The sequence below is a fragment of the Ureibacillus endophyticus genome (assembly GCF_024159215.1).
Lineage (GTDB): Bacteria > Bacillota > Bacilli > Bacillales_A > Planococcaceae > Ureibacillus > Ureibacillus endophyticus.
Window position 1 is genome coordinate 1,316,793 of the sequence record NZ_JAMYWW010000001.1, and the last position, 20,884, is coordinate 1,337,676.

Below are 20,884 nucleotides of genomic sequence, written 5' to 3' on the forward strand. Positions count from 1 at the left end.
AGAAAAATAATTACCCCCACTTTCCCTTTTACATTTTAACGCTTTTCTGCATAGCATATAAATATAAACAAGGATATTATCTGGGGTTACAATTGGTTGATGTTATGATGAAGCTCTCTAAAAAACTCGCCTCATAACAAAAGAGGCGAGCATCTTAGGAAGTTTTTCCTTTTAATATAGCTTCCCTTGCAAGGGCATCTGCAGCTTTATTTTGGTTATCGGGAATCCATTTAATAAAAAATAAATCAAATTGTTCTGTTAGACGAATCGCTTGTTGCAATAGTGGCTGATAAAGCTCATTTTTCACATATTGCTTTTCTACAGATGCAACGACTATTTTTGAATCGGAACGAACGGATACAAGGGAAGATCCAAGTTTTTTTGCTTCCTCCAACCCTCGAATTAATGCGGTAAATTCGGCAATATGATTATTTGTTTCTCCTATGTATTCACTGATTTTTATTAGTTGGCCTTCACCCTTAATAAAAATGCCAATTCCACTCGGACCGGGGTTGCCTGCACTTGCACCATCAATATAAACTTCTAACATAAATATCCCTTCTTTTTTTGAAATATTTGATTGAAATTTACCCATATTATATCTTATTGTGAGAAAATAAAATATAAATGCGAGCACTTCCAATGAGTGCACTTTACAAAATAAAAAATTTAATAGTAGAATAGTGAAACACGAAAGAGGGGGAGTTGCGTGAACAAAAGTACTGTTATTAAAGATATAGATGAACTAACGGATACGTATTGTAATGATTGCCCTATAAAAAAGGATTTACGCAATAAAATTGGTAAATCAAATGCACATCGTTTTTGTATCGAACAATGTTCAGTCGGGGAAAAACTTCAATTTTTAGGGCAAGAATTAATGAAAATATACGAAAAATAATGCCTTGATATATAAAAAGCGGTGAAAAACAAATTTTGTTTTTCGCCGCTTATTTTTATACCGGAACTGCTACGTATTGTAATAGTTCTTGGTAATATTTGTTTAAAGAAGAAGCTGAAACATTGAAACTTTCCGCAATCTCTTTTACTGTATATGTTGTTTCTAAAATGTTGCGTTCTTGAGCAAATCGAATTGAACCAGCTGCGATTGCCGCCGCTTTTCTTGCTTTTGGTTTTTTCTCTACTAAATAATCCTCTAATGTCTCCACTAAGCCATTTGATTCAAGATTACGTTCTTGTAGGAATTGTTTTGTTAAATCTACAACTTCAATTTCGAAGGATGTATATTCTTCACCTGTATAGCCAAATTCAACTAAATGCTGCCAGAAGTTCAGGTGATTTTCCTTTAAGAACACAGCAACCGATTGTTTTGAAGAATCGAAACCTTTTGCAAAGTTTTCGAATACTTGTTTATAGTTTTCTGGGTAGAAAATTAATGTTGAAACTGCTAAATAACAATGTTCTTCTGTCGCGCTTTCTGGCAAGATAAAGGCAAATACTTGCATACCTTCTGGCACTGGACGATTTGATTCGCGACGGATACGAATTTGCTGTTTAGTTAATGTACAAGTTGCGAATAAATATTGATTTTCCACTTTATCCACTTGACCGATAAATAGTCTTGGTTCGTCCCAAAGGTTTAGTAGTTCAATAATTCCAGGTCGGATTGCCTTTTTCTTCACACGTTTTAAGTAGTTTGCCCATATATCGTGGCGTTGGTGGAAGAAAAAGTCGTCAAGTGCAACAGCTTCAATTAACTCTCTTTGTAAGTGATTTTTTAAATGAGGCAGCCATTTGTTGACCGCTTCAATATATTCCTTTATATCGCTTCTTTCAGGATATACATTATAAAACGTTTGAAGAATTTGTTCGATCTCTTCAAACATTAATATTTCTTTCATTGTATCTTGTTTATTATTTTCACAACACTTTTTATATTTTTTTCCACTACCGCACGGGCATAAATCATTTCTTCCTACCATATTTAGTGCACTTCCTTTCAAGAATTCTAGTTCCATTAGATTTAGATATTCTGCAATAATCATAATATCGATTTTGAGTGTAGATGAAAAATGATAATTTATTTAGAAATTTTAGAATAATGGGACGTACTAATATTTATATGACTGAATCTATCAGAATATACCAAAAAAATAGATTTTAAATCTATTAATAGATTTGGGTCATATTCAATAATTTTATTATCTAATTAAATAAAAATTTATTGTAAAACGATAAATTATGTGGTAAATTCAAAATGAAAAAACATTAGTGAGGTGCTAAAATATGAAAAGAGGAACAACACTCTTTCTAAAAATTGCAGTAATTTTAATGGGTCTGCCAATATTATCCATATGTATATTTATTGTTCCGGAAGTTGGTTTATTTGGAGCTGAATTATATCCTGAGTTTACATTTATTAAATATTTAATTTGGCTTGTGATGTATGGAGCAGCAATTCCTTACTATCTAGCCCTATACCAATCAATGAAACTTCTTACTTACATTGACCACAACTTTGCATTTTCTCAATTCTCTGTCGATGCATTGAAGAATATTAAATTTTGTGCAATAGCAATTAGTGCAATTTATGTTGTAGGTTTACCATTGTTTTATTTAATTGCAGAACGTGACGATGCGCCAGGACTAATTTTAATTAACATGGTTTTAATTTTGGCTTCAATGGTTGTTGGAGTGTTTGCAGCGGTTTTACAAAGACTTTTACAAGAGGCAATTAATATAAAAGAAGAAAATGATTTAACGGTCTAGAGGTGAAATCAATGGCGATTATTATAAATATAGATGTTATGTTAGCAAAACGAAAAATGAGTGTAACAGAGCTATCAGAAAAAGTAGGAATTACAATGGCCAACCTCTCTATTTTAAAGAATGGCAAGGCAAAAGCGATTCGAATTTCTACTTTAGATGCCATTTGTAAAGCTTTAGATTGTCAGCCTGGGGATATTTTAGAGTATCGAATGGATGAGGATTAGGGGGGAGTATATTGCGAAGTCTCAAACAACTCTTCTATTTTGGATGGCAACAGGCATTATCTTGTTTATTTCCCGTTGTGATTTTTGCCTCCCTTGCCATTACCAAATACATTCCACTTCCATTTCTTCCACGATATGATTGGCTACTGATTATCTTCCTTTTGATACAGTGGTGGATGGTGCGTTCAGGAATTGAAACACGAGATGAATTAAAGGTCATTACATTGTTTCATATTATTGGTCTTGCCCTTGAAATATTTAAAGTCCACATGGGGTCTTGGTCTTATCCAGAGGACGGTTATACAAAAGTTTTTGGTGTTCCATTATATAGCGGTTTTATGTATGCAAGTGTTGCAAGTTACCTTTGCCAAGCGTGGCGAAGAATACAAGTTGAACTGTTCAATTGGCCTTCATTTTTCATTGTCGTGCCATTAGCAGCTGCTATTTATTTAAACTTTTTCACACACCATTTTTGGATCGATATTCGTTGGTGGTTATCAGCTCTTGTAATCATCGTCTTTTGGAAATCTTACGTCACATATGTCGTGAACGGAAAGTCGTACCGAATGCCATTAGTACTTTCCTTTGTATTGATTGGATTTTTTATTTGGGTTGCAGAAAATATCGCCACATTTTTCGGTGCTTGGCAATATCCCAATCAAACAGAAGCATGGAGTCTTGTGCATTTAGGTAAAGTAAGTTCATGGCTATTATTAGTTATTGTTAGCTTTTTAATAGTTGCAACATTAAAACTAGTCAAGAAGCGGGATTTACATCATATTGAATATGGTGTTTCTCCCTTAATAAAAGAAACGTAAATAAAAAAGCCCGGAAATTAAATTCCGGGTTTGATTTCATCTTACATTAAATCCATGACACGTCTGCCTCGCTTTTCTTAAAAAGAATCGCTTTCTCAGTACAGATGGTTCCTTCCGAGTTCAATCTTCCTTACTCATCGGGTTAACCCTCCCAAATCACAGATTAGAAGTGAAATCTCTAATAGTATAGACGATTTTGAAATTTCTAAACATTGTTTTTTCTAAAAAAAACATCTTTTTGTAGCTTTTTTGCTCATTTTAAACTAAAATTCAAGAAGTATATTGTTATCTCCAGATTTATAATAGAAATCATTCTGAGGTAATAATATTAAAATAATATATAGATGTTTTGTCTATTATTAGGGAAAGTATTTTTAAACATCAGGAGGGAATTGTCAAATGAGTAACGGAATTTTCAAAATACCGACACCTAAGAACGAACCTGGATATACATATGCACCAGGTACAAAAGAAAGAGAAACACTAAAAGCAGAATTAAACCGTCAATCAAATATTGTAGTAGATATCCCTGTAATTATTAATGGCGAAAATATAAAAACAGATACAGTAAAACAAGTAGTTATGCCACATAATCATCAACATGTTTTAGCAAACTATTCAGAAGCGGGCGAAGCAGAATTACGTGCTGCAGTTGAAGCGGCAATGGCTGCAAAAGAATCTTGGGCAAATATGCCATGGGAACACCGCGCAGCAATTTTCTTAAAAGCAGCTGATTTAATTTCTGGTCCATACCGTGATCTTATGAATGCTGCAACAATGTTAGGTCAATCAAAAACTGTAATTCAAGCTGAAATTGACTCTGCACAAGAATTAGCAGACTTCTTACGTTTCGGTGTAGATTATGCAAACCAAGTGTATCAAATCCAACCAGATAGCATGAAAAATGTTTGGAATCGTTTAGATTACCGTCCATTAGATGGTTTCGTATTAGCGATTTCACCATTTAACTTCACAGCAATCGGTGGTAACTTACCATCTGCACCTGCTATGATGGGGAACGTTGTAGTTTGGAAACCTGCGACAACTTCAATTCTTGCAAACTATTACTTCATGCGTATTTTAGAAGAAGCTGGATTACCAAAAGGTGTTATTAACTTTGTACCATCACGTGGTTCTCAAGTTTCTGAAATCGTATTAACAGACCCACGTATGGCTGGATTCCACTTCACTGGTTCAACAGCTACATTCCAAACAATTTGGAAAAACGTTGGAGAAAACATTGCAAACTATCAATCTTACCCACGTTTAGTAGGTGAAACTGGTGGTAAAGACTTTGTATTTGCACACGAAACAGCTCAAGTTGATAAAGTAGTATCTAACCTTGTTCGTGGTGCTTTTGAATACCAAGGTCAAAAATGTTCAGCTGCTTCTCGTGCTTACATTCCTGCAAGCATTTGGGAAGATGTAAAAGCTGGTTTATTAGAACAAACAGCAAAACTTAAAGTTGGGGATGTTCGTGACTTCCGTAACTTCATGGGTGCTGTTATTGATAAAGCTGCATTTGACTCAATTACAAGTTATATTGAGTATGCTAGAGAAGCAGAAGATGCAGAAATTATCGCTGGTGGTACGTATGATGATTCAGTTGGATATTTCATTCAACCTACAATCATCGTTACGTCAAATCCAAACTTTAAAACAATGGTAGAAGAAATCTTCGGACCAGTATTAACAATCTATGTTTATGAAAATGAAAAATTAGAAGAAACATTAGATTCAGTAGATAGTGCTTCTATGTACGCATTAACAGGTGCCATCTTCGCACAAGATCGTACAGCGATTATGCACTTAGAAAACCGTTTATCAGGCGCTGCTGGTAACTTCTATATCAATGATAAACCAACAGGTGCGATGATTAACCAACAACCATTTGGTGGTTCTCGTGGTTCTGGTACAAACGATAAAGCTGGTTCAGTATTTAACATGATTCGTTGGACAACTCCACGTGTCATTAAAGAAAACTTCGCGCCAACAACAGATATCGCTTATCCATTCATGGACGAAGAATAATTTATTTATTAAAGAGGTCGAGACTTACTGTTTCGACCTCTTTTTATATTGCACATGAAAGGAATCACGAAAGTAAATTAATCGCATACCCTATAACATCAATATAGTTTTTGTTTCATAGTATATTTTTGGGGTGAGAAGATGCCAAGAGTAAAATATCGTGATGCAGATATCGATTTAGTAGCAAGAATGATGAGGGCGGAAGCGGAAGGCGAAGGAAATCAAGGGATGTTGTATGTAGGAAACGTCATTGTGAACCGTGCCATTGCAGACTGTTTGGACTTTAGAGACGTTAGAACGATTGAAGACGTGATTTATCAGGTTCAAGGAGGGAATTACTCCTTTGAAGCCGTTCAAAAGGGGAATTTATTCTATAACAGAGCGAGACCGAACGAACAAAAATTAGCACGGCAAGTGTTAGATTATTGGAGACAACTACCAGGAAAATATTCTCTATGGTACTTTAACCCATACGCACCATGTCCTCCAACTTGGTATGGTCAACCATTTGCGGGACAATTTAAAAACCATTGTTATTATGAACCAGCTGCAGGAACTTGTGAGAGTGTCTACAGATAAACAATAAATATAAAGCTAGCCATCTACCTTTTCGAAACGTGTACGATGGCTAGCTTTTTTCGGTTATATTTCTGTTTTAATCCACTCGATGGCAATGCTTCTTAATTCGATTGACTCTTCTTCATAAAGATAAAGATGTTTTTTTAAATCAATTTCACGAAGTTTTGAAGGGACAGGCATATGTAAATCTCGACGAAGCCCATCTTGGATAGCAATTTTCATACAATCTCTTGCTATTGAGATAATATCGTCTTCAGTATGACTGCTTGAAGATGCTAGGTTAAAACCAGCATCCATCAGGTCAGGTATTCGTATGTAAACGGGAAAATCCCCTTCTTCTGTAGTTTGGTCTTCTACTGCAAAAATCACTGGATATTCATAAATTTTTATCATTTGTTTCACCTCCGTTACAATAATAATATAAAAATGATATTTTAGGGGCTAGCAATTTAAGGAGAGTAATCCTTATTTATTTAAATCTCTTTTTTTGTGTGAATAATTACATAACTTATGACCATATATTCCTATGTTGAAGGTAATAGAGAGGGAGGTTTCCATTTGAAAAAAATAGTCTTAGTAATTTTACTTCTGTTTGGTTTTACCTTTGTATACGCAGAAGATGCCGTGACTGCAGCAGGAACAACGGAAATGTATGTCAATGCTAAAAACGACATCATCCTACGAGCAGAACCGAAACAAAATGCAGAACAACTAGGGACGATTAAAAATCACTCAAAAGTAACAGTACTTTCTTCATCAAATGGTTGGTCTTATATAAAAAGTGGGAAGTTAGAAGGGTATGTTTATTCCGTTGCGCTTACAACTAAAAATCCAAAGGCGACAAATGGTACGGTAACCGGTGGACTTGTGCCAAGCGAAGGTTTAATCCTCACATATAATCCGTCCTTTTTAGATGATGCAAAAGAATCCTTTATAGTAAAAAAAGATGGAGAGTACACACATCTCTATAATCCAAAAAGCTCGTTATATCCGGATCTTCCAAATTACACATATATTGAAACGAAAGATCGTTTTTTAATTGGAGTTGCAAGTTCGGATTTTATTTTTATCAATGTTCCGTTACCACTAAAACAAGGTAGTCATGTAAAACAACCAATCATGTATCACGAAGAATTAGATGTGTTAGTAGAAAGCACAACGAAAACGATAAAAGTAAAAGCAGGAACGTTTAATAATGTAGTGATTTTAAAATATGCGGATGGTTCAAGGGAATATTTAGCAAGGGGAATTGGCATTATAAAAAGTACAACGGGTGATGGAAAAATTATTACGGAGTTAGTATCTGTGAAACAATCGAAATAGTTTATGTTGGACTGTTAATATACACATTGATTAACAGTCCAATTTTTTAAATAATATTGTATCCTTCTTTATCTTTTAAAAGTGTAACAAAAACTTCTGATGCTTTTGTTTGAAATTTTGTGGATGGCGTAACAAGTGAAAATTTACGGATAATAGGGAATCCTCGGATTTTTAAAATTGCTAGCTTTTCAAGTTTCAACTCTTTGTGAATGGCCCAGTGTGATAAAAGGGATACGCCAAGCCCTGCCTCTACGGATTCTTTAATAATCTGTGTACTTCCGAACTCCATCATATCTTTGGGACTAAATTGAAATTTCTCAAACATTCCGTCCGTTGCTTCTCTTGTCCCTGAACCCTTTTCTCGGACAATCCACGTCTCGTTTTGTAAATCTGGTAGTGTTAAATCCTTATGCATAGCGAAAGGGTGTTTACCAGAGACGATGATAGACATGAAATCCTCCGCAATATCCTCAACATGGAGCTTTTTACTTTTGATTTCTCCTTCGACAATGCCTACATCAATTTGATTGTTCGTCATCAGTTCTTCAATCTCATACGTATTACCAATAGTGATGGTTGGTTTGATTAAAGGGAATTGTTCTCGTAGTCTTGCAATAATATGTGGTAGGACATACTCACCAAATGTATAACTTGCCCCAATCGAAAGCTCTCCAGTTGCAGTATTTGTTAGGTCATCTACTAAATTCCTCATTTTCGTATAAAGACCAAGAATCTCTTTTGCATGATGATAAACAATTTCCCCCGCTTTATTTAAGTGGACATACTTATTACTCCGATTTAAAAGTTTCGTTCCAACACTGCGTTCAAGCATTTGAATATGTTGGCTGACAGCAGGCTGAGTCATGTGTAAGGTTTCCGCTGCTCTGGAGAAATTTTGCTTCTCTACAACTGTGACAAAAACGAGTAGTTGCTGATCCATTTTTTACGTCCTTTCAACTATAATCATTTACTTATCATAATGATTATTATAATTTATTTTCCTTATGATAAAAACAAGCATATGATGAATTAAGAAAATATAAGGACGTGAACAAATTGCATCATGAGGAGACAGAAGAATATGTAAGGAAATCAGAAACCTTTACAAAAAATTTATTATGGTTAGCAGGGATTTTCTTCACTTTCGCAATCGCGATTTTGGGATTTGTTATGGCAAAAGTACCCGGATTAGCTTACATTGGACCGTTAGCAATTGCGATTATTATTGCTGTAATATATCGACAATTATTTGGTTATCCAGAAATGATTCGTTCAGGAATCCAATATTCATCAAAAAAATTATTACGTTATGCCATTATTTTATATGGGCTCAAATTAAATATGGAAGTCGTTTTCCATCAAGGAATGGGATTACTTGTAAGAGATATTGGAACTATTATCTTTTCTATTTTGTTAACGATGTGGTTAGCTAAAAAATTGAAAGCCGATTTTTCATTATCTTTACTGCTAGGAATCGGAACGGGGATATGCGGTGCAGCAGCAATTGCCGCCGTTTCACCCATATTGAAGGCAAAGGAAGAGGATACTGCAATAGGGGCAGGAATTATCGCCCTTGTTGGGACAGTATTTTCCATTGGGTATATTCTTTTAAAACCCTTTTTAGATCTGACGGATATCCAGTATGGGATTTGGTCGGGAATCAGCTTACATGAAATAGCCCATGTTGCGTTAGCTTCAGCACCAGCCGGACAGGATGCTTTAGCAGTCGCACTTTTAGCAAAACTAGGACGAGTTTTCCTTCTTGTTCCATTATGTTTTATCCTGATTATTTGGATGAAACGTACAGGGAAAGCCCAATCTGATATGAAAATCGAGTTTCCGTGGTTTTTAATTGGATTTTTGGTGATGAGCTTGTTTGGGAGCTATGTGTTGGGGGAATGGATAATCGTTCATGAAAGTGTCTTAAATAATCTATCCAATATTACGACCTTATTACTAACAATGGCAATGGTGGGGCTGGGGTTAAATGTAAACCTAAAAGAATTGCGTTCAAAAGCATTACGTCCATTCATCGCTATGCTTATTACATCGATACTGTTATCCTTGATTACATTTTTAACTTTATAATGGACCAAATAAACTAGATGATAGATTTTTTACCTTACATGTTAGCAATATATGAATGAAATTAATGAAATTTTTGTGAAAGTCAGTTAAACTTGTTCTATGAATAGATATAGATACGGGTGATGGTGTGAAAAAGTTAAGTGGCAAAAAAGTATTGATCACAAGTGGTGGAACATTAGAAAAATGGGATCGTGTGCGCGGTCATACGAATTTATCTAAAGGTACAATGGGGTGTTACTTAGCAGAATCTGCCCTTGCAAATGGAGCGGAAGTCATTTATTTACATGGCTATTTTGCAACACTTCCAACGAACGCAAAATCTATGAGAACGATTATGTTTGAAGGTATAGAAGATTTAGGTGAAAAAATTAAATCTATCGTACAAACGGAACATATCGATTTTGTTATTATGGCAGCAGCAGGTTCCGATTGGATTATTGATAAAGTATATGACCAGTCAGGAAATCTGATCGAGGAAAAGGGAAAAATGCCGTCTGATGAACCCCCAATAATTCACTTTAAAAAAGCGCCAAAAGTGTTAGGGCAAATTAAAGAATGGGCACCAGATACAACGTTAATTGGCTTTAAATTAGAAGCGACAGATGATGTGGACTATTTAATCCATCGTGCAAAACTACGCATGGAAACATCTAATGCTACATATATGGTTGCAAATAGCTCAAATTCTTTATATGGTGTGCATGAGCCGCATTATATCGTGTCATCTACTGGAGAAGTGGAAAGAGTAGAAGGAAAAGAAGAAACAGCAAAAGTATTAGTTGAATTATTAGGTACGACACTGGACTAGGATTCCCTAGTCTTTTTGTTTTGTTTGGGTTTAAATTACCAAGAAGAGGATATAATACTAACGGTTTTTAATATTAGAGTAAGGGTGATTGTAATGGTGAAAGTCGGTATTATTAGTGGTAGTTTACGTAAAGAATCGTATTCCAAAAAAATTGGCGAAAATGTAGCACAACTTTTCCCACAAGATTATGAAACTCAATTTATCGATATCGGTAATCTTCCTTTGTACAATGAAGATATTGATAATGAAAATACTTCTCCTGAAGAATATACAACATTCCGAAACACGTTAAAGGAAATGGATGCAATTTTATTTATAACGCCTGAATATAATCGTTCCATTCCTGGTGCGTTAAAAAATGCAATTGATGTGGGTTCAAGACCTTATGGACAAAGCGCATGGAATGGAAAGCCTGCCGCGATTATCAGTCAATCTATGGGGAATTTAAGTGGCTTTGGAGCAAACCATCATTTGCGTCAATGTCTAGTGTTCCTAAATATGCCAATTTTACAACAGCCGGAAGCATACATTGCCAACTCCAGCACACTTTTTGATGACAATGGGAAATTCAAAGAGGAAAAAACGACTCAATTCCTACAAGTATTTGTCGATGCATTTGTTGATTTAATTAATCGCTATAACCGTTAAACATTCAGAGCTTTTTTCAGAGATATTCTGAAGAAGGCTCTTTATTTATTTTCTGGCAAAACTTTACTTCATAAATCTATTCATAATAAACTGAATTTAGAGGTGATTTACTAAGGAGGAAGTTAAAGAAAGTAGTAATGGAACAGCCAAAAGAATGGAATAAGATATTTTGCTTTAATAAAATACCTAATTTCTAAGAAACACCTTTAACACTTTCTTGGGTTAGGGGGTGTTTTATTTATACTTTCTAATATTTCCCTGTATAATAGGGTACAAAATCATTTGGTAAGAAAAGAGAGGTTTCAACATGTCAATTGCAAGCGTAAAAGAACATTTCAAAAAATATAATCGAGAACAAGATATTTTAGAATTTAATCAATCCAGTGCAACAGTGGATCAAGCGGCAAATGCGTTAAATGTGATTCCAGCGAAAATTGCGAAAACATTATCTTTTAAAGATAAAGAAGGAAATGCATTCTTAGTAGTTACAGCAGGTGACTCAAAAATTGATAATAAAAAATTTAAAGAACAATTTGGAACAAAGCCAAAAATGTTAAGTGCAGAAGAAGTGGTAGAACAAACAGGCCATATCATTGGAGGCGTTTGCCCATTTGGACTAGCAAATCCGTTAGATATTTTCTTAGATGTGTCGATGAAACGATTCGAAACCGTATACCCGGCTTGTGGAAGTGCGAACTCGGCAATCGAATTAACATGCGCAGAATTATTGGAATATTCAGGCGCTAATGCTTGGGTCGATGTAAGTAAAGATTGGGATGAATCGCTACAGGAATCTGCGGAGGATTCAGCATGTACGAACTAGATCACATTGTTCATTTTGTGGACAAGCCTGAAGATTTAGTAGATGAAACAAAGAAAATGGGCCTACATACCGTGCTTGGTGGGAAGCACGAAATGTGGGGTACATATAATTCGTTATGTTATTTTGGGTTTACTTACATTGAGTTTATCGGCGTTTTTGACGAAGCATTGCTAGAAAAATCTGCAGCCATTCCACATACGTTGCATGAATCCTATAAAAAACGTCACTATAAAAATGGATTCACGAGATTAGCATTTCGCACTTCGACAATAGAAGAGGATGCAGTGCGACTTTTAAAGGAAGGTTATGAAGTGGATGGACCACAACATTTTTCTAGAGTTCGTCCAGATGGCTCCATTGTGAAGTGGCAATTATTGCACTTTGGAAAAAAAGATGTAGAAGTGGATTTTCCGTTTTTAATCCAGTGGGAAGGAACCGATGAAGAACGGTTTGATGAGTTGGTGAAACTCGGTACGATTGTTGAGCATCCATTGGGGGACTTAAAGATTAAGGAAATTACTTATTCGGTAAAAGATGAATCTGTTGCTCAAGATTGGGCACGGGTTTTTGGTCTTGAAAAGGTAGAAAATAAAAACGCGATTACACTTTTTCTTCCAAATTGTCATATTACGTTTAAAAAATCGGATGAAAATGAAATTGCTGATGTATTGATTGCAGGGGCTAAGGTTGAGAAGGATGTAGTAATTGAAGAGGCAACATATAAAATTCGCCAATAAGGATGTGTACCAAACAATGGATAGTATCATATTTGATTTAGATGGTACCATTTGGGATTCCGTTGATACCATAGTTGATGCGTGGAATAGTAGTATACAGAAATGCCTTGCTGGAAAGATGCAATTAACACGGGTTGATCTAGAAGGTGTAATGGGGTTACAAGCCGATGACATAAGTAAAAAATTGTTCCCAACTTTAGATGAAGAGTTACGTAAAAAAGTAATGGACGAGTGTTTTAATGCGGATGGCGAGTATATCAAAAAACAAGGTGGTCAACTTTATCCGAATGTGAAGGAAGTGTTGAGCCGATTATCGAAAAAATACAAACTATTTATTGTCAGTAACTGTCAAGAAGGATACATTGAAGCGTTCTATGAATACCATCAGCTTGAAAAATACTTTTTAGATTTTGAAAATGCAGGTAGAACCGGTCTTTCAAAGGGTGAAAATATCAAATTACTTATGGAACGGAACAACCTACAATCTTCGGTTTACGTTGGAGATACTGCTGGGGATTTAAAAGCTGCGCGATTTGCAGGAATTCCATTTGTTTATGCAGAATACGGTTTCGGGACTGTAATTGAATATGATTATGTAATTGAACGATTTGATAAGCTTTTGGAGATTTTCTAACTGTATTTTATTTCCACTAGTTTACCTCCCTGTAAATCTTTATAGTTTTAATATAATAGTTTACAGGGGGACTAAAAAATGGTTTTGAAACGTTACATATCGTTTGTTTTCGTTACTGTATTTGTTGTTAGTTTAATGATGCCTCAAATAAGTGCTAAAGCGAGGGCTGTGGAATTTTCTGATGTCTCGAAAGATCAACCCTATGCCAGTGCAGTTTCGCAACTTACTGAGCGGAAAATAATTGGGGGATATCCTGATGGTACGTTTAAACCTGAAGCTTCGATTACTCGGGGACAAGCCGCAGCTATTATTGCGAAATTATTAAATTTGGATACGAAAATTGTAAAAAATCCAAAGTTTAAAGATGTTTCTCCCAAAACGGGAAATTATGGAGCCATTGCAACGGTAGTAGAAAAAGGGATTTTTCGTGGTTATGCAGATGGACGATTTGGACCGCATGATCAAATTACCCGTGCGCAAATGTCTTCTATTTTGATAAAAGCTTTCAAGTTTAATACGTTAACTTATATGCAATCTACCCCATTTAAAGATATTGATCGATTGAGTAGTCATCAAGAATCAGTCTATACACTTTATAAATTAGGCATTGCATTTGGTACATCTGAAACAACATTTAGTCCGAATAAACCAATTACTAGAGGGGAAGCAGCAATCTTCATCACAAAAGCTGAAAAAGTTCGCTCTGAAACGATTGAGTATTATGCTAAAGATTTTGGTTGGTCGAATTTTGGATATGTTGTTTACAGTAATCCTTATGAACCTGAACAAAATGAAGAACAGGTTGTGCAAATCCTTCAAAACAAAAAAGCTTCGAGTCATATTCAAATTGTCCCAATAAAAGAAGGAACGCAAAAGCTTGGACTTTCAGGGCGTTTGAAAAATGATTCTAATACCTTAGAAAGCAAAAAATATTATGTGAGTGTAACGAAGGAAAATGAACGATTTACCATTCATTTTGATGAGACGAAGGACGTTCTACCGACAAATGTTCGTTTAAATGTAGAGAAGGATCCAATTAAAAATGTGACGTTATCGACGATGGATGGAACGGTTATTGAAGAGTCAGCTAAGTTTAAAACATGTAAAGAATATTTAGGCTTCAATCAAATTTGCTTATTGTTAAATAACCCAGGTGAATACATTGCAACCGTTGAATATGCGAACAACACAAAAATTCGCTATGGGGTCAAGGCAACTGAAAAGCCGGCTCATTTTTACCTAGATACCTATTCAATTGTGGAAAATCCAGTTGTAACACTAGATTTAAGTAAATATGAAGGCGATTTTAGTGAATATAAAATGGATGAGAAAACAGCGAACATTGTGAACATAACACGAGAAGGTAATTCCAATAAGTTTTCTATTGAAGGATTATCGGAAGGATATGTATTTGTAGATTTTCCGAAAAGTAGAAAAGAAATATTGGGATTGAGAATTCAAGTGTATAATATAGGCTCAATACTCAATGTGCGAGTGGAACCTTACACTTATTCTGAACAATTTTATTAAAATGAAGACAATCCTTTCTTGCATCAAGGAGGGATTGTCTTTTTCTTATTAGGTTTTCACAGGGGAATTGACTTATGTTGTGGTAATGAAGGTCACTAGAACAGAATTTCACAAGAGATTTGACCTTCATCGGGGTGATGAAGGTCACTAGAAAGGATTTACATATGGGATTTGACCTTCATCAGGGTAATGAAGGTCACTAGAAAGGATTTACACATGGGATTTGACCTTCATCAGGGTAATGAAGGTCACTGGAACAGGATTTCACAAGAGAATTGACCTTCATCCCAGTGATGAATGTCACTAGTTTGAGTTTATTTAAGGACTAACTCAGAATAAAGTTTAGTTCTTTAATCTAGTTTTAAGTTCGTCTCTACCTCAGAAAAAATAAAATGAGTAACCGTAGCAGCAAACGGATTTACAGTGTCGATAAATTCCTCTGCTTTAGAAAAACTCTCAAATTGCATTTTTAGCATATAACAGGCATTTCCCGCAACTCTATAACAAAATTCCACATTTGGGAGACTTTCTATAAAATTTTTAAACTTCTTATAATCCCCATTTTTTACAGTAGCTTCGATGATACATTGGATAGGTAAGCCGATTTTTTCATAATCAATTTCCAAAGTATATTTTTTAATAATGCCAAAAGACTCCATTTGCCGAACTCGTTCAGTGACAGAAGGGGAGGACAGATGAACTCTTCTACCTAGTTCACTCATCGACAAACGACTATTATTAGATAACTCAACAAGTATTTTTTTATCAATATCATCAATTTTCATTTTTAAAGAAAATCCTCTCTTTTACGTTAATTATCAAAATCATTTCACCAAAAAACATTTCAAATTTAATGTGAAATTCAGAATCCGTATTTTATATTTAATGTAACAAGGAGGAGTTGCATATGGCAAGAATCAAACAATCAAATTTTGGAGGAACACCTTTTCAAAAACTATTAGGTCACAATCAAGAAGTGATGACGTCATGGGCAGAGTTAGGGGATGAGTTAGAAAAAGATGGATGTTTATCAGCTACATTAAAGGAACAAGTTAGAAGAACATTGGCACAAGGGAATGGATGCGAGTATTGCAAAGCAAAAGGGAAGCCAGATCCTCTCAATTTTGATGAAAAAACATCTGTTGCAGTGGGTTTTGCCGAGGCTTTTTTAAAATATGAAAAAGGAATTGTTCCAGATTCAGTATTTCAAATACTACACAACTATTTCACAGAGGATGAAATAAGTGAGCTTTGCGCGTTTATTTGCTTTACTACCGCACAACAATATTTTGGAGCATTAATGAAATTAGAAGCGAATGAATTTTAATTTTTCATGCCTTTTCACTTTACATGCAACCAATTAGTTGCGTATAATCGGCTTATGGAATGGGAAAAAGACGCAATTTTTAAAGGACTTGCAGACGAGAATCGACGGCTAATATTAGATGAACTTTCAGAAAGTAACGAAATGACATTGTATGAACTGAATGCTCGTCTAATTATGAAGCACAATCTTTCCATTTCACGACAGGGTATAGCAAAACATCTTACATTATTGGAAGATGCAGGGCTCGTCCTTTCAAAAAAAGAGGGAAAATATCGAGTGCTACAATTCAACAAGGAGCCGCTAAAAAATTTGTTGGATAAATGGTTAGAGTAAGTTGTGCATCACAAATTGTAAAGGAGAAAAAATTAAATGAAAATTATTGTAACTAGCATTTTCGTAGACGATCAAGAAAAGGCATTGAATTTTTATTGTGACACATTAGGATTTATTAAAAAGCATGATGTTCCTGCTGGTGAATTTCGATGGATTGCTTTAGTTTCACCAGAAAATGAACAAGGAACGGAACTAATCCTTGAGCCAAACAATCATCCAGCTGCAAAGGAATATCAACAAAAATTATTTGCTGATGGTATCCCGGTAACGATGTTTGGCGTAGAAGATATTCAAGCAGAATATGAACGTTTACTGGATAAAGGCGTGAAGTTTACAATGAAGCCAACATCAATGGGCAATGTAACGGTTGCCGTGTTTGACGACACATGTGGTAACCATATTCAAATCATCCAGCAGTAATATTTGATGTACCCAGTAAAAGGTAGTCGATCGTTGTCTAAATTTTTCAACAGCAATTGAATTACGCAAAAATAAGAAATAGAAAAAGGCAATCGTGATGAAAAATCATGATTGCCTTTTCTAAATTTTATGAATTAGAAATACTTAAAAATCGATCCATCGCATTATCCATCTCGTTTACAAGACGGAAACCTCCATCAATGATTAAAGTAGCACCTGTAATAAACGAGGCTTCATCTGAGCATAAAAATGCAGCAGCAGCGGCTACATCAGAAGGGGAACCAATCTTACCTAGTGGAGTTGCTTTTGCTAATTCCTCCTCAGCCATTGATAAAATGCCACTAGTCAAGGCAGAGCGAATAACCCCAGGCTTTAATGCATTCACAGTGATACCATATGGTGCTAAATCTTTAGCCGCCGTTTCTGTTAAACCTAAAAGGGCATACTTAGCAGCTGCATAATGACCATATCCACGTAGCGATGTTTCAGATGCAAGTGAGGACATATTAATAATGCGACCAGAACCATTTTTTTTCATGTAAGGAACGGCACATTTTAAACAATAAAATGAACCATTAACATGAATATCAAGCAAGTTTGTCCATTCTGCATTCGGAATCTGCTCAATTGAACTTGGTTGACCAGGTATGCCTGCATTATTAATTAAGATGTCCAGTTTCCCAGTATCATTCGCAACTTTTTGGAATGTAGCTTCCACTTGCTCAGGATTCCTTACATCAAGAGGTAAATACTTTGCTTTTCCATTATTCCTTTTAATGATATTTACAGTTTCTTGCCCACTAGCTTCTGTAATATCTGTTACGTAAACGAATGCACCTTGTGAAGCTAACTTTTCTGAAATCGCTCTCCCAATCCCACTTCCTGCTCCAGTAACTACGGCAACTTTGTTTAACAAATTCATATTAGTCTCACTCCTTATTTGATATTGCTATATCATAAGGAATGTAACTTACTCATTACTTACTTTTTATGGTTAATAAACTTTCAATTTCAGATTGTATTGGAATTCCAAGTTCAACTTCTATATATTGTATTGCTTTATTAGCTATTTGATGTGCTTTGTTTCGTTGACCGGTTTTTAATAGGCTTTTGATATAGTTTAAATAAAATTGTTCTTCAAACGGATCAACTTGAATCATTTTTTCATAAATCTGATAGCTCTGTTCTAGCTTTCCATTACCCTCTGATTCTTTAACTAGGTTTTTTAGTACATCAAGATAATCGGATTTTAGTTCATCTCTTTTATCAATTAGGAAATCTTCATATGGGTATTCTTCAAGTAAATCCCCTGAATATAGTTGAATGTAAGTCTCAAGGGAAGTGTTCGTATTGATTGGGTCATCCAATAAATCGTTCAGTTTTTTGAAATCGCAATCTATATTTTCATAAACAAAATAGTAATGAGAACCGTCATATTTAATATATTTAGAATCCCTTCCTTTCTTTAGGTTAGGTTCTAACTCCTTGCGAAGATAGGAAAGGGCTACATTAAAATAGTTAGAAGCAATTTCTTCTTCTTCATCCGGAAAAAGTCTTCCAATAATTTCTTCCTTCGACCAGCGTCTTTTGTATTGTGTAGCCAAAAGAAAAAGTAGTTTTTTACTAGATTTTCTCGATATTTTAATTTTCTTCCTTCCAACTTTGATTTCAAATGAACCAAGTAATTTTAATGTTAGTTTTTCGTCAATGTCAGGTTCTATTTTAGGTTCGTAAAAAGTAATCCATTCATAATCATATTTTTTTACAGTCTTTTTAATATCATCGAGAATTTTTTGTGCTTCTTCATTTTTGTTGAATTCTCGTAAAATATCAACAAGATGAAGACGTACAATACAGTTGTGATGCCGAAATGATTTAAACAATTCTTCAGCCTTTTTTATATATTGTTCGGCCAACTCAAATTGTTGGTTATCTTTATACCAAAGTGCTAATTCTGTATAAGCCCAACCTAAATCAGTTTCAATCTGATATTTTTCAGCATGCTTAACGGCTTTCTCTACCCATTGAAAGGACTTGTCCAGTTGATTTGTCTTTCTATAATACTTGCTAATTGTACAGTAAGGGTAAATAACAGCTGCATCATCACATTTTAACGATACATCAATCGATTCCATAGCAAAGCGTTTACCTAAATGAATATCTCCCTCATCTACCATAATTTCAGAAAGGTTCCAAAGTGAATGCATTTGAGTATGATCATAGCCATCTTTTTCTGCTAAGAGGAGTGCTTTCTTAGCGAGAGAAATTGATTTTTCTTTATTTTTAATAAATCGATACATTTGTGCTAGCATACTTGTGTTTAAAGCGATCATTGGAGGATAATTTATTTGTTTAGCTAGATTTAAACTATTGTTGTAATCTATGATTGCCTTTTTTAGTTCACCTTTATAAAAATAAATCGTGGCTAATCGATGATAGATATTTAAAGTAATAGCTGGGTTAACATTTTCGAATTTTTTTAATAATAGTAACAGAGGGTCGATTAATCGTTCAGATAACTTTACAGGTATGCATCGAAATATTAAGAGGCTAGTCATTGATAAATCTAAGCTAGGTGAAATACTTTCTAACCAACCATCTATTAATTGTAGGAAATGCTCTGGTTCATATCGGTCTATCATTAAATTCATTATTTCTGCTGTCTTTTGTGCATTACCAGATGCAAGGGAGTGGGATAGGGCGTTGAAAAATTGATATTTTTTCAAAAAGGTTAGGGATACTTGTCCATGAAATGCTTGAATTCTTTCTTCTCCCAACTCGATTAATGCCTTTTTATATAAATAACGTCTAAAAAGTTCGTGTAATCTTGGGGTTCCATTTGCATCATAAATCATAATAACTCCTTTATCTTCTAGTTCATGAATTGCTTCGTGAACAGATAAGTTAGGAAAGACTTCAATGAAAATTTCCTTATCTATGGTTCTACATAAAGAGCAGTAATAAAGAAATTCATGTAAATGATGAGGTAGTTCTTCTATTATTTCATTCGTGATGTATTGATATATATCATCACCTGTTTTGATATTATTCCAAAATTGTTCCCGATCAATAGAAGGCAATTCTTTAACCGCTTCGTAATATAGTGCAATACCAGCAGCCCATCCTTCCGTCTCTTGAAGCGTTCTCTCTATCTCAAAATCACTTATTTGCAATTGATAGATGGAGTGAAATAGATATTTTATGTCCTCCTTATTGAATGCAAGGTCTTCTGAATTTATAGATAGTAATTTCCCCTGCATTTTCCACTTGCTTTGCGTTATCTTGTTTGGTAAACGCTTTCCTAAGAAAACACAAGTAACATGATTCGGCAATCTATCAATAAATGAATTTAATAAAGCGAAGTGATGATTTTCAAACTGAATATGTTCACAGCCCTCTAAAATAAGCCAATACGGGTCTTTTTTCTTTAAAAGTATATTTATTACTTCGTCTAGTAGTTGATTAATAGGTAATGTCTCAAATTGATTTTGTTGTATGGATTCTAAGTGCATTATTATAGTTGAGAGGAATTCTTGAATTGTTGTTAAGGGTGATTGCAGAGTAAACCAGGTGTAATGAATATTATTGTGTTTAAGATAACTAGAAATCAAAGTTCGTTTTCCAAAACCATTACCAGCTGTTAATGTAATTAGTTTCTTTGAATGAAAGCTATCTAGTTTTAAAAATAGATCTTTCCGAACTAAAAGGTTGTTTTCATTAATTTCTATAGTAGATATCATCATGATTCTAACACTTCCTTTATTAGAAAATAATGAATATTGATTAATTTTAACTTAACTTCCTTATATTAACAATAAATTTAAAGTGTTT

General features: G+C 34.6%; 24 protein-coding genes. 17 read left to right on the forward strand and 7 right to left on the reverse strand.

What is annotated here, in order from left to right:
* Window positions 1-154 precede the first annotated feature (154 nt).
* The gene (locus tag NKR20_RS06365) at window positions 155-550 is read right to left on the reverse strand and encodes a ribonuclease HI family protein (protein WP_121215670.1); all 396 of its coding nucleotides are present in this window, start codon (window positions 548-550) and stop codon (window positions 155-157) included.
* A 159-nt stretch (window positions 551-709) separates the two neighbouring features.
* On the opposite strand from NKR20_RS06365, the gene NKR20_RS06370 reads away from it, so the two are divergent.
* Window positions 710-901 carry a zinc-finger domain-containing protein gene (locus NKR20_RS06370; protein WP_121215669.1) on the forward strand — a complete coding sequence of 64 codons (192 nt, stop codon included), beginning with the start codon at window positions 710-712 and terminating at the stop codon, window positions 899-901.
* A 55-nt stretch (window positions 902-956) separates the two neighbouring features.
* On the opposite strand, the gene NKR20_RS06375 is transcribed toward NKR20_RS06370, so the two are convergent.
* On the reverse strand, window positions 957-2,006 hold the full coding sequence (locus NKR20_RS06375) for a YecA family protein (RefSeq protein ID WP_253424550.1): 1,050 nt from the start codon (window positions 2,004-2,006) through the stop codon (window positions 957-959).
* 241 nt (window positions 2,007-2,247) lie between these two features.
* Here NKR20_RS06375 and NKR20_RS06380 point away from each other — a divergent pair, with 241 nt between their 5' ends.
* From NKR20_RS06380 to NKR20_RS06400, 5 genes are all read left to right on the forward strand, one after another.
* Window positions 2,248-2,730: a DUF2975 domain-containing protein gene (locus NKR20_RS06380; RefSeq protein WP_253424552.1), complete on the forward strand. Its 483-nt coding sequence runs from the start codon at window positions 2,248-2,250 to the stop codon at window positions 2,728-2,730.
* An 11-nt stretch (window positions 2,731-2,741) separates the two neighbouring features.
* Window positions 2,742-2,954: a helix-turn-helix domain-containing protein gene (locus tag NKR20_RS06385; protein WP_253424555.1), complete on the forward strand. Its 213-nt coding sequence runs from the start codon at window positions 2,742-2,744 to the stop codon at window positions 2,952-2,954.
* A gap of 11 nt (window positions 2,955-2,965) precedes the next feature.
* A complete protein-coding gene (locus NKR20_RS06390) occupies window positions 2,966-3,772 on the forward strand; it encodes a DUF817 domain-containing protein (protein ID WP_253424559.1) in 807 nt (268 codons plus the stop codon).
* Window positions 3,773-4,171: 399 nt separating this feature from the next.
* The gene (gene pruA / locus NKR20_RS06395; RefSeq protein ID WP_253424562.1) at window positions 4,172-5,803 is read left to right on the forward strand and encodes an L-glutamate gamma-semialdehyde dehydrogenase; all 1,632 of its coding nucleotides are present in this window, start codon (window positions 4,172-4,174) and stop codon (window positions 5,801-5,803) included.
* Window positions 5,804-5,944: 141 nt separating this feature from the next.
* Entirely contained in the window at window positions 5,945-6,382 is a 438-nt protein-coding gene (locus NKR20_RS06400) for a cell wall hydrolase (RefSeq protein ID WP_121215663.1), read from the forward strand.
* Between the two features lie 63 nt (window positions 6,383-6,445).
* Here NKR20_RS06400 and NKR20_RS06405 read toward each other — a convergent pair whose 3' ends face one another.
* Window positions 6,446-6,775 (reverse strand): hypothetical protein, encoded by a 330-nt coding sequence (locus NKR20_RS06405; protein ID WP_121215662.1) that lies wholly within the window; start codon window positions 6,773-6,775, stop codon window positions 6,446-6,448.
* Window positions 6,776-6,940: 165 nt separating this feature from the next.
* On the opposite strand from NKR20_RS06405, the gene NKR20_RS06410 reads away from it, so the two are divergent.
* Window positions 6,941-7,705, forward strand: a complete 765-nt coding sequence (locus NKR20_RS06410; protein WP_253424565.1) for an SH3 domain-containing protein — start codon at window positions 6,941-6,943, stop codon at window positions 7,703-7,705.
* Between the two features lie 46 nt (window positions 7,706-7,751).
* Here NKR20_RS06410 and NKR20_RS06415 read toward each other — a convergent pair whose 3' ends face one another.
* The gene (locus NKR20_RS06415; protein ID WP_253424568.1) at window positions 7,752-8,645 is read right to left on the reverse strand and encodes a LysR family transcriptional regulator; all 894 of its coding nucleotides are present in this window, start codon (window positions 8,643-8,645) and stop codon (window positions 7,752-7,754) included.
* A 116-nt stretch (window positions 8,646-8,761) separates the two neighbouring features.
* Here NKR20_RS06415 and NKR20_RS06420 point away from each other — a divergent pair, with 116 nt between their 5' ends.
* The 7 genes from NKR20_RS06420 (at window position 8,762) to NKR20_RS06450 (ending at window position 14,973) form a co-directional block, all read left to right on the forward strand.
* Window positions 8,762-9,793, forward strand: coding sequence for a YeiH family protein (locus NKR20_RS06420; RefSeq protein WP_245987635.1), 1,032 nt, complete (start codon window positions 8,762-8,764; stop codon window positions 9,791-9,793).
* Window positions 9,794-9,920: 127 nt separating this feature from the next.
* Window positions 9,921-10,601 (forward strand): phosphopantothenoylcysteine decarboxylase domain-containing protein, encoded by a 681-nt coding sequence (locus NKR20_RS06425; RefSeq protein WP_121215658.1) that lies wholly within the window; start codon window positions 9,921-9,923, stop codon window positions 10,599-10,601.
* Between the two features lie 93 nt (window positions 10,602-10,694).
* The gene (locus tag NKR20_RS06430) at window positions 10,695-11,249 is read left to right on the forward strand and encodes an NADPH-dependent FMN reductase (RefSeq protein ID WP_121215657.1); all 555 of its coding nucleotides are present in this window, start codon (window positions 10,695-10,697) and stop codon (window positions 11,247-11,249) included.
* A gap of 307 nt (window positions 11,250-11,556) precedes the next feature.
* On the forward strand, window positions 11,557-12,072 hold the full coding sequence (locus NKR20_RS06435; RefSeq protein ID WP_121215656.1) for a YbaK/EbsC family protein: 516 nt from the start codon (window positions 11,557-11,559) through the stop codon (window positions 12,070-12,072).
* Complete coding sequence (locus tag NKR20_RS06440) at window positions 12,060-12,809, forward strand: VOC family protein (protein WP_253424570.1); 750 nt, start codon at window positions 12,060-12,062, stop codon at window positions 12,807-12,809. The genes NKR20_RS06435 and NKR20_RS06440 overlap by 13 nt, the downstream gene beginning before the upstream one ends.
* Window positions 12,810-12,825: 16 nt before the next feature.
* Complete coding sequence (locus NKR20_RS06445) at window positions 12,826-13,443, forward strand: HAD family hydrolase (RefSeq protein WP_121215675.1); 618 nt, start codon at window positions 12,826-12,828, stop codon at window positions 13,441-13,443.
* Window positions 13,444-13,521: 78 nt separating this feature from the next.
* Complete coding sequence (locus NKR20_RS06450) at window positions 13,522-14,973, forward strand: S-layer homology domain-containing protein (RefSeq protein ID WP_121215654.1); 1,452 nt, start codon at window positions 13,522-13,524, stop codon at window positions 14,971-14,973.
* A gap of 350 nt (window positions 14,974-15,323) precedes the next feature.
* Here the strand turns inward: NKR20_RS06450 and NKR20_RS06455 are convergent, their stop codons facing one another.
* Window positions 15,324-15,758 carry an Lrp/AsnC family transcriptional regulator gene (locus tag NKR20_RS06455; RefSeq protein WP_253424574.1) on the reverse strand — a complete coding sequence of 145 codons (435 nt, stop codon included), beginning with the start codon at window positions 15,756-15,758 and terminating at the stop codon, window positions 15,324-15,326.
* Between the two features lie 122 nt (window positions 15,759-15,880).
* Between NKR20_RS06455 and NKR20_RS06460 the strand changes: the two genes are divergently transcribed.
* Genes NKR20_RS06460 through NKR20_RS06470 form a run of 3 tightly spaced genes read left to right on the forward strand, consistent with a single transcriptional unit; the run spans window position 15,881 to window position 17,053 of the window.
* Window positions 15,881-16,300, forward strand: coding sequence for a carboxymuconolactone decarboxylase family protein (locus tag NKR20_RS06460; protein ID WP_121215468.1), 420 nt, complete (start codon window positions 15,881-15,883; stop codon window positions 16,298-16,300).
* Between the two features lie 54 nt (window positions 16,301-16,354).
* On the forward strand, window positions 16,355-16,633 hold the full coding sequence (locus NKR20_RS06465) for an ArsR/SmtB family transcription factor (protein WP_253428076.1): 279 nt from the start codon (window positions 16,355-16,357) through the stop codon (window positions 16,631-16,633).
* Window positions 16,634-16,669: 36 nt separating this feature from the next.
* Window positions 16,670-17,053, forward strand: coding sequence for a VOC family protein (locus NKR20_RS06470; protein ID WP_121215467.1), 384 nt, complete (start codon window positions 16,670-16,672; stop codon window positions 17,051-17,053).
* A 127-nt stretch (window positions 17,054-17,180) separates the two neighbouring features.
* Here NKR20_RS06470 and NKR20_RS06475 read toward each other — a convergent pair whose 3' ends face one another.
* Window positions 17,181-17,975: an SDR family NAD(P)-dependent oxidoreductase gene (locus tag NKR20_RS06475; protein WP_121215466.1), complete on the reverse strand. Its 795-nt coding sequence runs from the start codon at window positions 17,973-17,975 to the stop codon at window positions 17,181-17,183.
* Window positions 17,976-18,030: 55 nt separating this feature from the next.
* Window positions 18,031-20,796 carry an AfsR/SARP family transcriptional regulator gene (locus NKR20_RS06480; protein WP_253424577.1) on the reverse strand — a complete coding sequence of 922 codons (2,766 nt, stop codon included), beginning with the start codon at window positions 20,794-20,796 and terminating at the stop codon, window positions 18,031-18,033.
* Window positions 20,797-20,884 lie beyond the last annotated feature (88 nt).

Excerpts from the sequence above, each read along its gene's own strand:
- NKR20_RS06470 (WP_121215467.1), top strand. The coding sequence starts at position 16,670 with ATGAAAATTATTGTAACTAGCATTTTCGTAGACGATCAAGAAAAGGCA.
- NKR20_RS06400 (WP_121215663.1), top strand. The coding sequence starts at position 5,945 with ATGCCAAGAGTAAAATATCGTGATGCAGATATCGATTTAGTAGCAAGA.
- NKR20_RS06445 (WP_121215675.1), top strand. The coding sequence starts at position 12,826 with ATGGATAGTATCATATTTGATTTAGATGGTACCATTTGGGATTCCGTT.
- NKR20_RS06450 (WP_121215654.1), top strand. The coding sequence starts at position 13,522 with ATGGTTTTGAAACGTTACATATCGTTTGTTTTCGTTACTGTATTTGTT.
- NKR20_RS06440 (WP_253424570.1), top strand. The coding sequence starts at position 12,060 with ATGTACGAACTAGATCACATTGTTCATTTTGTGGACAAGCCTGAAGAT.
- NKR20_RS06385 (WP_253424555.1), top strand. The coding sequence starts at position 2,742 with ATGGCGATTATTATAAATATAGATGTTATGTTAGCAAAACGAAAAATG.
- NKR20_RS06375 (WP_253424550.1), bottom strand. The coding sequence starts at position 2,006 with ATGATTATTGCAGAATATCTAAATCTAATGGAACTAGAATTCTTGAAA.
- NKR20_RS06465 (WP_253428076.1), top strand. The coding sequence starts at position 16,355 with ATGGAATGGGAAAAAGACGCAATTTTTAAAGGACTTGCAGACGAGAAT.
- NKR20_RS06460 (WP_121215468.1), top strand. The coding sequence starts at position 15,881 with ATGGCAAGAATCAAACAATCAAATTTTGGAGGAACACCTTTTCAAAAA.
- NKR20_RS06435 (WP_121215656.1), top strand. The coding sequence starts at position 11,557 with ATGTCAATTGCAAGCGTAAAAGAACATTTCAAAAAATATAATCGAGAA.
- NKR20_RS06430 (WP_121215657.1), top strand. The coding sequence starts at position 10,695 with ATGGTGAAAGTCGGTATTATTAGTGGTAGTTTACGTAAAGAATCGTAT.
- NKR20_RS06380 (WP_253424552.1), top strand. The coding sequence starts at position 2,248 with ATGAAAAGAGGAACAACACTCTTTCTAAAAATTGCAGTAATTTTAATG.
- pruA (WP_253424562.1), top strand. The coding sequence starts at position 4,172 with ATGAGTAACGGAATTTTCAAAATACCGACACCTAAGAACGAACCTGGA.
- NKR20_RS06415 (WP_253424568.1), bottom strand. The coding sequence starts at position 8,645 with ATGGATCAGCAACTACTCGTTTTTGTCACAGTTGTAGAGAAGCAAAAT.
- NKR20_RS06405 (WP_121215662.1), bottom strand. The coding sequence starts at position 6,775 with ATGATAAAAATTTATGAATATCCAGTGATTTTTGCAGTAGAAGACCAA.
- NKR20_RS06475 (WP_121215466.1), bottom strand. The coding sequence starts at position 17,975 with ATGAATTTGTTAAACAAAGTTGCCGTAGTTACTGGAGCAGGAAGTGGG.
- NKR20_RS06455 (WP_253424574.1), bottom strand. The coding sequence starts at position 15,758 with ATGAAAATTGATGATATTGATAAAAAAATACTTGTTGAGTTATCTAAT.
- NKR20_RS06365 (WP_121215670.1), bottom strand. The coding sequence starts at position 550 with ATGTTAGAAGTTTATATTGATGGTGCAAGTGCAGGCAACCCCGGTCCG.
- NKR20_RS06480 (WP_253424577.1), bottom strand. The coding sequence starts at position 20,796 with ATGATGATATCTACTATAGAAATTAATGAAAACAACCTTTTAGTTCGG.